We start from the raw sequence: 12,814 nt of genomic DNA, 5'->3' as shown, positions 1-12,814 counted from the left end.
TTGCCGCCCACCCGGCATCCCGGTTCTGCCTCACGAGTGAACTCACGGGGGCTCGGAACTGCGGATTCCGTGCTTCGCGCGCTCCGCGTGCCTAGATGGCAAATCCCGCCTGTCATCGCACTTCGGAGGTCCCATGCCCGCGACCGCGGAGCTGATCGGTGCCACGGTCGCACTGCTCGGCCTCGGAATCCTGACCCTGTTCAGCGTGCGCAGCATCACTCGCCGGGACCTGCCCTCCGTGGTCCCGGACAGCGAACCGGGCCAGTGATCGCCACGATCCGGGACACGGGGGTGCCCAGCCCGCACGGCTCCTGTGTAGCTTTGGGCGTCGGTCTGAGACCCTGATGCTGAGCAGTAACTTTTGGACACCGGAAGGACGGTCGTGCACATCGTCATCATGGGCTGCGGAAGAGTGGGCTCCGCTCTCGCCCAGACCCTGGAGCAACAGGGCCACACGGTCGCCGTGATCGACCAGGACCCCACCGCCTTCCGCCGGCTGGGCCCGGGATTCGGGGGACGCCGGGTCACCGGTGTCGGCTTCGACCAGGACACCCTGCGCGAGGCGGGCATCGAGGAGGCCGGCGCCTTCGCCGCCGTCTCCAGCGGTGACAACTCCAACATCATCTCCGCGCGCGTGGCCCGCGAGATGTTCGGTGTGGAGAACGTGGCCGCCCGTATCTACGACCCGCGCCGCGCCGAGGTCTACCAGCGCCTGGGCATCCCCACCGTGGCCACGGTCCGCTGGACCGCCGACCAGATGCTGCGCCGTCTGCTGCCCTCGGGCGCCGAGCCCCTGTGGCGCGACCCCACCGGCGGGGTGCAGCTCGCCGAGGTGCACGCCTCCCCCAAGTGGGTCGGTCACAAGATCAGCCGGCTCCAGGAGGAGACCGGCGTCCGCGTGGCGTTCCTGACCCGCCTGGGCGAGGCGGTCCTGCCCACCTCGCAGACGGTGCTGCAGGAGGGCGACCTGGTGCACGTGATGATGCGGACGGACGACGTGGAGAAGGTCGAGGCGGCGTTCGCCGGGGGCCCGGAAGAGGAGAGCGGTCACTGATGAGGGTCGCCATTGCCGGAGCCGGCGCCGTCGGCCGCTCGATCGCGGGCGAGCTGCTGGAGAACGGCCACGAGGTCCTGCTCATCGACAAGGCCCCGACCGCCATCTCGGTGGAGCGGGTGCCGCAGGCGGAGTGGCTGCTGGCCGACGCCTGTGAGATCACGTCGCTGGACGAGGCCGCGCTGCAGCGCTGCAACGTGGTGATCGCCGCGACCGGTGACGACAAGGTCAACCTGGTGGTCTCGCTGCTCGCCAAGACGGAGTACGGCGTTCCGCGCGTCGTCGCCCGGGTGAACAACCCGAAGAACGAGTGGCTGTTCAACGAGTCGTGGGGCGTCGACGTCGCCGTGTCCACGCCGCGTCTGATGTCGGCCCTGGTCGAGGAGGCGGTGAGCGTCGGCGACCTGGTCCGGCTGCTCCGCTTCAGCCACGGCGACGCCAACCTCGTCGAGCTGACCCTGCCCGAGGAGTCGGCCCTGGCCGGCACCCAGGTCGGCGACGTGGAGTGGCCGCAGGACACCTCGCTGGTCACGATCATCCGGGGCAACCGGGTCCTGACCCCGTCCCGGGAGGACTCCCTGGAGCCGGGCGACGAACTGCTCTTCGTGGCCGCCCAGGCCCGGGAGGAGCAGCTGGAGGAGCTGCTGTCCGTGCGCCGCGAGGACGCGTGACGGTCTCCTGACGGGGCTGTACGGGTACGAGCCGGTGTGGGCCGTACGAGCCGGTGTGAGCCGGTACGACGAAGGGCGCCCTCGCTGCCGAGGGCGCCCTTCGCGTGGTTCTGGTCGCGGAGGGCCGTGGCGTCGCGTCCGCCGGCCGCCCTACGCGCCCCGGCGGTGCCGTCCGCCCGACGGGTCGCCGGCGTCGCCGGCCAGGGCGGCCTTGCGCTCCTTCTCCGCCTTCTCGGCCTTCTCGGCCTCTTCCATCTCCGCGAAGACGTCGATCGGCGCGGGTGCCTTCGCCAGGAAGACCCAGGTGAGCCAGACCGCGAGCAGGAACGGCGGGATCTTCAGCGCGACCAGCACCCAGCCGAGCTGGGCCGTGTTGGCCCACCAGTACAGCGGGAAGAGGATCGCGCACTTGGCGAGCAGGATCAGGCCCCAGGCCCAACTGGCCTTGGCGTAGGCCTTCTTGCGGCCCGGATTACGGGTGCGCCAGGAGAGGTTCTCCTTGAAGACCGGGCCGAGGATCAGGCCGATCAGCGGGACCCCGGCGAGGGTCGTGACGATGTAGGCCAGTGCCAGGCCCAGCGTGTAGAGCATGCCGGGCAGGTAGAAGTCCTTGGCGTTGCCGGTGAACATCGCGAAGACGACGCCGAAGGCCACGCCGAAGACGCCGCTGAAGGCGTGCTTGACGGTGTCCTTGCGGACCAGCCGCACCACCACCAGCACCAGCGACACGGCCAGCGCGGCGATCGCCGAGATGTGCAGGTCCTTGTTGATCGTGAAGATCGCGACGAAGAGCAGCCCGGGCAGGACCGTCTCGACCATGCCGCGGACACCGCCGAACGCCTCGAACAGCGCGGCCTCGGTGACCGCGCGGGCGTCGCGGGCCTCGTCCGGCTGGGTCTGTTCGGTGTCTTCGGTCGGCTTGTCGAGGGACGTCACCGGCTACTCCCGTCCGAGGGGTCGCAGTTCGTATTTCGGGTTGAACAGCACACGGCGGCCCCGGCTCATCGAGATCCGGCCCGATGCGATCAGCTTGCGCCCCGGTTCTATGCCCACGATGGAGCGCCTGCCGAGCCACACCACGTCCAGCGCGGCCGAGCCGTCGAACAGTTCGGCCTCCAGGGCCGGGACTCCGGCGCGCGGTCGCAGGGTGACCGTGCGCAAGGTACCAGTTACGGTGACGATCTGCCGGTCACGGCAGTCACCGATCCGGACGCAACCGGCGGTCTCGGTGTCCTCCCGCAGCTCCTCCGACTCCAGGTCCTCCTGCGACGTGGAGAGCCGGTCGAGCATCCGCCGGAACCGGCCGGCCGGCTTTTCGGAACGAGGAACAGCACTCATATCTGAAGCGTACCGGGACCCGCCGAGAGGGCTGTAAGGCAGCTCACCTCCTGGATACACCTCCGGAGTTCACCTCGTGGGTTCACCTCTCGAACCGGTAGCCCATCCCCGGCTCCGTGATGAAGTGCCTCGGGTGCGCGGGGTCCGCCTCCAGCTTCCTGCGCAGCTGGGCCATGTACACGCGCAGGTAGTTGGACTCGGTGCCGTACGAGGGCCCCCACACCTCCTGGAGCAGCTGCTTCTGGCTGACCAGCCGGCCGGGGCTGCGGACCAGCACCTCCAGCAGGTGCCACTCGGTCGGGGTGAGCCGGACGTCCCGGCCGGCCCGGTTGACCTTCTTCGCGGCGAGGTCGACGGTGAAGCCCTCGGTCTCCACCGTCGTCACGTCGTCCTCGCCGGGCCCGACCGGCTCGGCCCGGCGCACGGCGGCCCGCAGCCGGGCGAGCAGTTCGTCCATGCCGAAGGGCTTGGTGACGTAGTCGTCGGCGCCGGCGTCGAGCGCCTCGACCTTCTCGTCGGAGGAGTGGCGGGCGGACAGGACCAGGATCGGCACCCGGGTCCAGCCGCGCAGCCCCCTGATCACCTCCACGCCGTCCATGTCCGGCAGCCCGAGGTCGAGGACGACCACGTCCGGGTGGCGGGAGGCGGCGAGGTCGAGGGCGGTCCTGCCGTCGGGTGCCGCGTCGACGTCGTACTTGCGCGCCTTGAGGTTGATCACGAGGGCACGCACGATCTGCGGCTCGTCGTCGACCACGAGCACACGGGTCATGAGGCCTGCCTTTCCGGTTCTGTGCCGGGCTCCCCGGCCGATGTGCCGGGCTCCCCGGCAGGGAGGTGCTCGGGACGCGTCCCGGCGGCGCGCAGGCTGAGCACCATGGTGAGCCCGCCGCCCGGGGTGTCCTCGGCGTTCAGGCTGCCGCCCATGGCCTCGGCGAAGCCCCGGGCCACCGCGAGGCCCAGGCCCACCCCGGCGCCGCGCGGGGCGTCGCCGTACCGCTGGAAGGGTTCGAAGATCCGGTCCTTCGCCTCGTCCGGCACCCCCGGCCCGCGGTCCACGACCCGCACCTCGACCCGGTCCACCAGGGCGCTGGCGGACACCAGGACCCGGTGCCGGGCCGGGCTGTACTTGACGGCGTTCTCCACGAGGTTGGCCACCGACCGCTCCAGCAGCCCGGGGTCGACGGCGACCATGGGCAGCGTCTCGGGCACGTCCAGCTCGACGCTGTCCTCGGGGACGCCGAACAGCGCCATCGGGACCACCTCGTCCACGTCGATCTCGCGGATGAGCGGGGTGACGGTGCCGGTGTGCAGACGGGACATGTCGAGGAGGTTGCCCACGAGGTGGTCGAGCCGGTCGGCGCCCTCCTCGATGCCCTCCAGCAGCTCAGCCCGGTCCTCCTCGGACCAGGCCACGTCCTCGGAGCGCAGGGAGGAGACCGCGGCCTTGATCCCGGCGAGCGGGGTGCGCAGGTCGTGGCTGACGGCGGCGAGCAGCGCGGTGCGGATGCGGTTGCCCTCGGCCAGCTCCTTGGCCTGGTCCGCCTCCTCCTGCAGGCGCCTGCGGTCGAGGGCGACGGCGGCCTGCGCGGCGAAGGCGGCGAGCACCCGGCGGTCCTCGGCGGGCAGCACCCGGCCGGTCAGCGCGAGGGCCATGTGGTCGCCGACCGGCATGTCGACGTCGGCGTCCTCGGGTCGTCCGAGCGGGGGCCCGAACCCGGCGCGGCCCGCGCAGGTCCATGGCTCGACGTCACCCGCCCGTTCCAGCAGGGCCGCCGACTCCATGGCGAAGGTCTCCCGGACCCGCTCCAGCAGTTCGTCGAGGCCGGTCTCGCCGCGCAGCACGTTGCCGGCGAGGAAGGAGAGGATCTCGGACTCGGCGCGCAGCCGGGCGGCCTGGTGGGTGCGCCGGGCGGCGAGGTCGACCACCGAGGCGACCGACATGCCGACACCGAAGAAGATCGCGATGGCCACGATGTTCTTGGGATCGGCGACGGTCAGCCGGTGCAGCGGCGGGGTGTAGAAGTAGTTCAGCAGCAGGGAGCCGAAGGCCGCCGAGGCGAGGGCCGGCAGCAGGCCGCCGAGCAGGGCCGCGGCCACCGTCACGGCGAGGAACAGCAGCATGTCGTTGGCGAGGCCGAGGTCGACGGTGTTCAGCAGCACCGCGAAGATCGCCGGGCCGGCCAGGCCGACCAGCCAGCCCGAGACGATCCGGGTCCGGCCGAGCCGCCCGCCCCGGGCGACGGGCAGTCCGCGGCCCTTGGCGACCTCTTCGTGGGTGACGATGTGGACGTCGAGGTCGGGTCCCGACTCCCGGGCGACCGTGGCGCCGACGCCGGGCCCGAAGACGTACTGCCAGGCCTTGCGGCGCGAGGAGCCGAGCACGATCTGGGTGGCGTTGACGCCGCGCGCGAAGTCGAGCAGGGAGGCCGGGATGTCGTCGCCGACCACGTGGTGGAAGGTGCCGCCCAGGTCCTCCACCAGGGTGCGCTGCACGGCCAGTTCCTTCGGCGAGGCCGAGGTCAGGCCGTCGCTGCGGGAGATGTAGACGGCGAGCACCTCGCCGCCGGCGCCCTTCTCGGCGAGCCGCGCAGCGCGCCGGATCAGGGTGCGGCCCTCGGGCCCGCCGGTCAGCCCGACCACGATCCGCTCGCGGGAGCCCCAGATCCGGGAGACCTGGTGCTCGCTGCGGTAGGCGTTCAGGTACTCGTCGACCCGGTCGGCCACCCACAGCAGCGCCAGCTCGCGAAGGGCGGTGAGGTTGCCGGGCCGGAAGTAGTTGGACAGGGCGGCGTCGACCTTGTCCGGCTGGTAGATGTTGCCGTGCGCCATGCGGCGGCGCAGGGCCTGCGGGGACATGTCGACCAGTTCGATCTGGTCGGCCCGGCGGACGACCTCGTCCGGGACGGTCTCGCGCTGGCGCACCCCGGTGATCGACTCGACCACGTCACCCAGGGACTCCAGGTGCTGGATGTTGACGGTCGAGACGACGTCGATCCCGGCGGCGAGCAGTTCCTCGACGTCCTGCCAGCGCTTGGCGTTGCGGGAACCGGGCACGTTGGTGTGCGCGAGTTCGTCCACCAGGGCGACGGCGGGCGCCCGGTGCAGCACCGCGTCGACGTCCATCTCGGCGAAGGCCGCGCCCCGGTGCTCCAGCCGTCTGCGCGGCACCTGCTCCAGGCCGTGCAGCATCACCTCGGTGCGCGGCCGGTCATGGTGTTCGACGTGGCCGACGACGCAGTCGGTGCCCCGCTCGACACGCCGGTGCGCCTCGGACAGCATGGCGTAGGTCTTGCCCACGCCCGGTGCCGCACCGAGGTAGATCCGAAGCTTGCCGCGCGCCATGGCCCCATTGTCTTCCCGTGACTGCTGTGTACGCAGCGTCGACCCTACGGCCAAGGATGTGGCCGAACGGCCGGCCGGCCCGTTCCCCGACGGTCTTTGACGCGACTCTGACGGCCGGGGGCCCGGCCCGCCGCACCGGCGGGGCCGAGGCCCGGCGCAACCCGGCTGCGGGCGTCCGGGCGTTCCACGGTTCGGGCGGGGGCCGCGGCCCGCACGTGCCATCCGCGCAGGCGAAAGGGCCGCACCTCCAGGGGTACGGCCCTTGCACCGCTCGTCGAGCGGGGTGTCTAGCGGACCTCGGTGATCTCCGGGCCCCGCTGGAGCTGGCCCATACCGCCGGAGAAGCGCGAGCCCTCCTCCTGCTGGACGCCCTCGGGGACCATCTGGGCGTCGTTCGGCAGCTTGAGGACGATCGGGTCGCGGGGCGCCATCGGGCCCTCGCCGCGGACCACGACGGTGTCCCGGAAGATCTGTTCCAGCAGACCGGCGGCCTGTGGCTGGACGGCGCCCTGGCCGGAGATCACACCGCGCAGGAACCAGCGCGGGCCGTCCACACCGATGAACCGCACGACCTGGAAGCCGCCGGTGCCGTCCGGCAGCTGCACCGGCACCTGGGCCCGCAGCTCCCAGCCCAGCGGACCCTCGACCTCGTCGACGATGCCGCCCTGCTGGGTGATGCCGCCCGCGATCTCCTCGCGGACCTCGCCCCAGATGCCCTCACGCTTGGGTGCGGCGAAGGCCTGCAGCTGGACGGCGCTGTCGCGCAGCACGACGGTCGCCGCGACGATCGCGTCACCGGCCACCTCGACCCGCAGCTCCATGCCGTCGACGCCCGGCACGAACAGCCCGCCGAGGTCGACGCGCCCCTCGCCCGGGTCGCGCACCTCGCTGCTGTCCCACGGCCCGTCGGGCCTGGGCTCGGGCTCCAGCCGGACGCGCTCGCGCTCGGCCTCCACCTCGTCCGCCTCGGTGTCGACGCTGTCGACGACCTGCTCGGCCTCGCCGGCCGCGTCCTCGGCGGCACCCTTCTTGTTGCGACGTCCGAACACGTCACTGTCCTTCCCGGTCGGATACGACCGAAGCGTATCGATTCCCACCCGCCGGACCGCCATCGGCGGCCCGACCGCTTGTGCCGCTCTCGTCGCCCACCGCGGCATGACCACCGGTGGACCCGAAGCCCCCTTCGGCCCGCGCCGAGCCGGGAAGCTCCGCGACCTCCTGGAAGCGGACCCTCTCGACCTGCTGGACGACCAGTTGGGCGATCCGGTCGAAGCGCTCGAACCGCACGGACTCGCGCGGGTCGAGATTCACCACGATCACCTTGATCTCCCCACGGTACCCGGCATCAACCGTCCCCGGGGCATTCACCAGGGCGACACCGCAGCGGGCGGCCAGCCCGGACCGTGGGTGCACGAAGGCCGCGTACCCCTCGGGGAGGGCGATCGACACTCCCGTGGGCAGGACGGCCCGCTCACCGGGTGCCAGTTCGCACGCCTCGGTGGTGCGCAGATCGGCCCCCGCGTCGCCCGGGTGCTCGTACGCCGGGAGCGGTACGTCCGCGTCGACACGGCGGATGAGTACGTCCAGGGGGCCGCGGGCACCGGGGGCCGTGGCGGGGTCGGGCGTCACGGGTTCACCTCGAAGGCGCGGGCGCGCCGGATCCGGTCGGGGTCGCTCATGGCGGCCTTGATCTCCTCGTCGCGGCCGTGGTCGATGAAGTGGTCGACCTTGACCTCGATGAAGAGGGCGTCGGCGCGCACGGCGACGGGCCCCTCGGGGCCGCCGATCCGCCCGGTGGCGGTGGAGTAGATCTTCCGCCCGGCCACGGCGGTGACCTCCGCCGCCAGGTGCAGCGTGGTGCCCACCGGGACGGGCCGGACGAAGTCCGTCTCCAGCCGGCCGGTGACGGCGATGGTGCGCAGCAGCCAGTTCAGCGAGCCGAGGGTCTCGTCGAGGGCGGTGGCCAGCACCCCGCCGTGCGCGAGGCCCGGGGCGCCCTGGTGGGCGGGCTGGACGGTGAACTCGGCGGTCAGCGAGACGCCCTCGCCGGCGCGCGCCTCCAGGTGCAGCCCGTGCGGCTGCTCGTGCCCACATCCGAAACAGTGTTCGTAGTGGGCGCCGAGAAGCTCGCCGGGTGCGGGAGCGTCGGGGTGCCGTACGGGTTTCACCGCGTCGGCGGGAGGCTGAAGAGCTGCGGAACTACCACTCACGTCCGCAGACCTTACCCGCGCGTCGGCGGGTTGCGGATACCGTGCCAAGCTTGGCTCCATGCAGCACTCCGCCACCCCCTACGAAGAACGCCTCACCGCCCCGCGCTCGTGGTGGCTGATCAGTTTCCTCGTGGGCGTCTCGTTCGCCCTGATCCTGCTCCCCTTCGGCACGCTGCCGCTGCTCGGCGGCCTGGTCGGCGGCACGGCCGCGGCCGCCGTGGTGGCCAGCGCCTACGGATCCCCCCGCATCCGGGTCGTGGGCGGCTTCCTGATCGCGGGCGAGGCGCGGATCCCGGTCTCGGCACTCGGCGGGTCGGAGGTGCTGGACGCGGAGGAGGCGCGCGCCTGGCGCACGTACAAGGCCGACACCCGCGCCTTCCTGCTGCTGCGCGCCTACATCCCCGGGGCCCTGCGGGTGGAGGTCACCGACCCGGAGGACCCGACGCCGTACCTGTACCTGTCGACGCGGGAGCCGGAGCGGCTGGCGGCGGCGATCGAGGCGGCCCGCAGCGAGCAGAAGGCCTAGGGCACGTCGTCGGGGCGGTCGCCCAGCACCTCGGGCAGGTCGCCCAGTCTCAGCGGGTGCTCGGGGCGCTCCAGGGCGGGAAGCCCCGACAGCTCGTCCCACGGCACCTGGACCTTGCGCAGATCCGCCCTGATCCGGGCGGCGAGCTTCTTGGTGTCCCGGCGGTTCATGGCCGCGCCCACCGCGGCGCCCACCATGAACGGCATCAGGTTGGGCAGGTCCCTGACCATCCGCTTCATGATCTGCTGGCGCAGTTCGCGCTTCATCTGGCCGCCGAGGGCCGCGTCGACGGTCGACGGTCTCATCACGTTGATCCCGCGCTCCCCCGACCAGGAGGACAGGTACGCGGTGCTGCGGACCTTCAGGTTCCCCTGCGGGCGTACGCCGTACACCTCGTGCAGTTCGGCGATCAGCTTGAGCTCGATCGCCGCCACGCCGGTGATCTCGGCGGCCAGCTCGGTCGGCATGGCCGGCGGCACCGGCAGCATCGCCGCCGCGCCGATCCCGGCCCCGACGGTCGAGGTCCCGGCCGCCGCGCCCGCGACGAGCTTGTCGGCGAGCTGCTCGGGTCCGAGACCCGGGAACTGCCTGCGCAGGGTCGCGAGGTCGCGTACGGGGACACGCGGGGCGATCTCGATGATGCGGTCCGCGAGGTAGGACAGCCCCGCGCGAGCCCGGCTGCCGCCCCTGCGGGCGCCTTCCCGGGCCAAGTGCCGGGCCTTGTCCCGGACCACCGCGACCCGCCGCCTGGCGACGGGCGCGGGCTGTGCGGCCGGCGCCGGCCGGTCCTGGCCGGACGCCGCTTCGAGCGAGGCTCCCGCGTCGGGTGAGCCCCGCTCGTCGTCACGCGCGCCGTGCGGGCCGTCGTACGGCCCCTTGTCCGCTCCCCGCCTGGAGAAGCGGCGCTTCCGTGGAGGGGTCGAGCCGGTCACGGCCGACCCGTCCTCAGTCGCAGTCGCGGCAGATCGGCTGACCGTTCTTCTCCCGGGCCAGCTGGCTGCGGTGATGTACCAGGAAGCAGCTCATGCAGGTGAACTCGTCCTGCTGCTTCGGCAGTACGCGGACGGCCAGCTCCTCGTTCGAGAGGTCGGCGCCCGGAAGCTCGAGGCCCTCTGCGGCCTCGAACTCGTCGACGTCCACCGCTGAGGTGGACTTGTCGTTCCGGCGGGCCTTCAGCTCTTCAAGGCTGTCCGAGTCGACGTCGTCGTCGGTCTTGCGTGGAGTGTCGTAATCGGTTGCCATGTCGCTCTCCCCCTCTGGGTGTCTGCGGTGTCTCCAGCGCACGTAACGCGTGAGAGGCCGGACTTGTGCCCGACCTGAGGCGGAGATTTTGCCTCACATCAAGGTCTGTTACTCAATCGACACCCAACCCGATCTCCCGAAGGTGATCGCCTTGGATGGCGGTGAGGACCGTACACGGTTCGAATGCCGCACCTCAAAGGCGCCTCACCGTGTACTTCCCGTGATCAAGAGCCCTGAAAACAAGGATTTTCCCGGCTTTGCGGGCCCTGTCATGATCACAGAGAGTACATGGCCGGAAATCCGCCCATGTGATTGATCACACAAGTGGAACCCCGGACGGTGGTCAGAAAATTCCGCGCAAAGCGAACATCCTCCGCGTGTGTCGGATGCCGGTCACAGCGGCAGGGTGACACGCATCACCAGACCACCGCCCTCTCGGGGCCTGGCCACGATGTGGCCGCCGTGCGCGCGGGCCACGGACCGCACGATGGACAGACCCAGACCGACGCCCTTGTCGCTGCCCGTGCGCTCCGTACGGAGCCGTCTGAAGGGCTCGAAGAGATTGTCGATCTCGTACGCGGGTACCACCGGGCCGGTGTTCGACACCGTGAGCACCGCCTGTCCGTGCTCGACCTCGGTGGCCACCTCCACCCAGCCGTCCTCGGGCACGTTGTAGCGCACCGCGTTCTGCACCAGGTTCAGCGCGATCCGCTCCAGCAGCACCCCGTTGCCCTGCACCACGGCGGTCTTGCACTCGCCCCGGATGTCGACGCCCTTGGCCTCGGCCTCGGCGTGCACCTGGTCGACGGCCTGGCCGGCCACCTCCGCGAGATCCACCGGCTTGCGCTCGACGATCTGGTTGTCGCTGCGGGCGAGCAGCAGCAGGCCCTCCACCAGCTGCTCGCTGCGCTCGTTGGTGGCCAGGAGCGTCCTGCCGAGCTGCTGCAGCTCCACCGGGGCGCCCGGATCGGACAGGTGCACCTCCAGCAGCGTGCGGTTGATCGCCAGCGGGGTGCGCAGCTCGTGGGAGGCGTTGCCGACGAAGCGCTGCTGGGCGGTGAAGGCCCGCTGCAGGCGCTCCAGCATGTCGTCGAAGGTGTCCGCCAGCTCCTTGAGCTCGTCGTCGGGACCGTCCAGCTCGATCCGCCGGGACAGGTCGGAGCCGGCCACCGCGCGCGCGGTGCGGGTGATCCGGCCGAGCGGCGACAGCACGCGCCCGGCCATCGCGTAGCCGAACGCGAAGGCGATCACGGCGAGGCCCAGCAGGGCCAGCAGCGAGCGGCTGAGCAGGTCGTCGAGGGCCGTCTGGCGCTGCTGGTCCATGCAGTGCGCGATGGCGTCCCTGAAGTCCTGCAGCGGCAGGCTGTTGGTGTTGATCGCCGGGCAGTTGTCGCTGGAGACCTGGAGCTTCTGGAAGCTGACGATCTTGAACAGCGGCTGGTTGCCGCTGTTGATCGCCTGCGCCGCCAGCAGGTAGATGATCGACAGCAGCAGGATGCCGGCGATCAGGAACATGCCGCCGTAGAGCAGCGTGAGCCGTATGCGGATGGTCGGGCGCAGCCACGGGAAGGGCGGCTGCGGCCTCCTGGGGTCCCAGGTGGGTTTCGGAGGCGCCTGGGGCGGCGCGGGTGTCGCGGCCACGGCGGATCAGATCCGGTATCCGGAGCCGGGCACCGTGACGATCACGGGCGGCTCGCCGAGCTTGCGGCGCAGCGTCATGACGGTCACGCGCACGACGTTGGTGAACGGGTCGGTGTTCTCGTCCCAGGCCTTCTCCAGCAGCTGCTCGGCCGAGACGACCGCGCCCTCGCTACGCATCAGGACCTCCAGGACGGCGAACTCCTTGGGCGCGAGCTGGACCTCCTTGCCGTCGCGGAAGACCTCGCGGCGGTTGGGGTCGAGCTTGATGCCGGCGCGCTCCAGGACCGGCGGCAGGGGCACGCTGGTGCGCCGTCCGAGGGCGCGCACCCGCGCGATCAGCTCGCTGAACGCGAACGGCTTGGGAAGGTAGTCGTCGGCGCCGATCTCCAGGCCCTCGACGCGGTCGCTCACGTCACCGGAGGCGGTGAGCATGAGCACCCGGGTGGGCATGCCCAGCTCCACGATCCTGCGGCAGACGTCGTCGCCGTGCACGAGCGGGAGGTCGCGGTCGAGGACGACCACGTCGTAGTCGTTGACGCCGATGCGTTCGAGGGCGGCCGCGCCGTCGTACACGACGTCGACGGCCATGGCCTCCCGGCGCAGTCCGGTGGCCACCGCATCGGCGAGCAGTTGCTCGTCCTCGACGACGAGTACGCGCACGTCGCTTGTCCTTCCTGTGTCCGCCCGCGCAGCGCGCCGTGGGCGCGCTGCGGGCAGGGGTGTCCGTGGGATGTGACCTCCATCCTGCCCTTTTCGGCCATAAGTCGGCTGTAAGGCGGGGTTCGCGCGG

The 12,814-nt window shown here is 71.5% G+C and carries 15 protein-coding genes; 4 read left to right on the top strand and 11 right to left on the bottom strand.

What is annotated here, in order from left to right; all coding sequences use genetic code 11:
• The first annotated feature begins 133 nt into the window (after positions 1 to 133).
• The 3 genes from B446_RS40810 (at position 134) to B446_RS27615 (ending at position 1,725) form a co-directional block, all read left to right on the top strand.
• A complete protein-coding gene (locus B446_RS40810; protein WP_268825454.1) occupies positions 134 to 268 on the top strand; it encodes a hypothetical protein in 135 nt (44 codons plus the stop codon).
• Positions 269 to 382: 114 nt separating this feature from the next.
• Complete coding sequence (locus tag B446_RS27620; protein WP_020942717.1) at positions 383 to 1,054, top strand: potassium channel family protein; 672 nt, start codon at positions 383 to 385, stop codon at positions 1,052 to 1,054.
• Positions 1,054 to 1,725 carry a potassium channel family protein gene (locus B446_RS27615; protein WP_020942716.1) on the top strand — a complete coding sequence of 224 codons (672 nt, stop codon included), beginning with the start codon at positions 1,054 to 1,056 and terminating at the stop codon, positions 1,723 to 1,725. The genes B446_RS27620 and B446_RS27615 overlap by 1 nt, the downstream gene beginning before the upstream one ends.
• A 150-nt stretch (positions 1,726 to 1,875) precedes the next feature.
• Here B446_RS27615 and B446_RS27610 read toward each other — a convergent pair whose 3' ends face one another.
• The 7 genes from B446_RS27610 to B446_RS27580 all read right to left on the bottom strand — a co-directional run bounded on the left by B446_RS27610 (position 1,876) and on the right by B446_RS27580 (position 8,615).
• Positions 1,876 to 2,661 carry a DUF3159 domain-containing protein gene (locus B446_RS27610; RefSeq protein ID WP_020942715.1) on the bottom strand — a complete coding sequence of 262 codons (786 nt, stop codon included), beginning with the start codon at positions 2,659 to 2,661 and terminating at the stop codon, positions 1,876 to 1,878.
• Between the two features lie 3 nt (positions 2,662 to 2,664).
• Positions 2,665 to 3,063 carry an OB-fold nucleic acid binding domain-containing protein gene (locus B446_RS27605; protein WP_078614821.1) on the bottom strand — a complete coding sequence of 133 codons (399 nt, stop codon included), beginning with the start codon at positions 3,061 to 3,063 and terminating at the stop codon, positions 2,665 to 2,667.
• An 82-nt stretch (positions 3,064 to 3,145) separates the two neighbouring features.
• Positions 3,146 to 3,832: a response regulator gene (locus tag B446_RS27600; RefSeq protein WP_020942713.1), complete on the bottom strand. Its 687-nt coding sequence runs from the start codon at positions 3,830 to 3,832 to the stop codon at positions 3,146 to 3,148.
• On the bottom strand, positions 3,829 to 6,405 hold the full coding sequence (locus tag B446_RS27595; RefSeq protein WP_020942712.1) for an ATP-binding protein: 2,577 nt from the start codon (positions 6,403 to 6,405) through the stop codon (positions 3,829 to 3,831). The genes B446_RS27600 and B446_RS27595 overlap by 4 nt, the downstream gene beginning before the upstream one ends.
• 287 nt (positions 6,406 to 6,692) lie before the next feature.
• Complete coding sequence (locus B446_RS27590; RefSeq protein ID WP_020942711.1) at positions 6,693 to 7,454, bottom strand: DUF3710 domain-containing protein; 762 nt, start codon at positions 7,452 to 7,454, stop codon at positions 6,693 to 6,695.
• Between the two features lies 1 nt (position 7,455).
• Positions 7,456 to 8,034: a dUTP diphosphatase gene (gene dut, locus B446_RS27585; protein WP_020942710.1), complete on the bottom strand. Its 579-nt coding sequence runs from the start codon at positions 8,032 to 8,034 to the stop codon at positions 7,456 to 7,458.
• Positions 8,031 to 8,615 carry a PaaI family thioesterase gene (locus B446_RS27580; protein WP_043476544.1) on the bottom strand — a complete coding sequence of 195 codons (585 nt, stop codon included), beginning with the start codon at positions 8,613 to 8,615 and terminating at the stop codon, positions 8,031 to 8,033. Before B446_RS27580 ends, dut begins: the two co-directional genes overlap by 4 nt.
• Positions 8,616 to 8,673: 58 nt before the next feature.
• On the opposite strand from B446_RS27580, the gene B446_RS27575 reads away from it, so the two are divergent.
• The gene (locus B446_RS27575) at positions 8,674 to 9,141 is read left to right on the top strand and encodes a DUF3093 domain-containing protein (protein ID WP_020942708.1); all 468 of its coding nucleotides are present in this window, start codon (positions 8,674 to 8,676) and stop codon (positions 9,139 to 9,141) included.
• Here the strand turns inward: B446_RS27575 and B446_RS27570 are convergent.
• The 4 genes from B446_RS27570 to B446_RS27555 form a co-directional block, all read right to left on the bottom strand.
• Complete coding sequence (locus B446_RS27570; RefSeq protein WP_020942707.1) at positions 9,138 to 10,073, bottom strand: hypothetical protein; 936 nt, start codon at positions 10,071 to 10,073, stop codon at positions 9,138 to 9,140. The two genes, B446_RS27575 and B446_RS27570, sit on opposite strands and share 4 nt — an antisense overlap.
• A gap of 13 nt (positions 10,074 to 10,086) precedes the next feature.
• Positions 10,087 to 10,383: a DUF4193 domain-containing protein gene (locus B446_RS27565; RefSeq protein WP_005481602.1), complete on the bottom strand. Its 297-nt coding sequence runs from the start codon at positions 10,381 to 10,383 to the stop codon at positions 10,087 to 10,089.
• Between the two features lie 393 nt (positions 10,384 to 10,776).
• Complete coding sequence (locus B446_RS27560) at positions 10,777 to 12,024, bottom strand: sensor histidine kinase (RefSeq protein WP_020942706.1); 1,248 nt, start codon at positions 12,022 to 12,024, stop codon at positions 10,777 to 10,779.
• A 6-nt stretch (positions 12,025 to 12,030) separates the two neighbouring features.
• Positions 12,031 to 12,684 (bottom strand): response regulator transcription factor, encoded by a 654-nt coding sequence (locus B446_RS27555; protein WP_007387794.1) that lies wholly within the window; start codon positions 12,682 to 12,684, stop codon positions 12,031 to 12,033.
• Positions 12,685 to 12,814 lie beyond the last annotated feature (130 nt).

It is taken from the genome of Streptomyces collinus Tu 365 (assembly GCF_000444875.1).
GTDB classification, from domain to species: domain Bacteria; phylum Actinomycetota; class Actinomycetes; order Streptomycetales; family Streptomycetaceae; genus Streptomyces; species Streptomyces collinus_A.
Note: the sequence above shows the minus strand (reverse complement) of the source record. Positions and strands in the feature narration are given on the sequence as shown.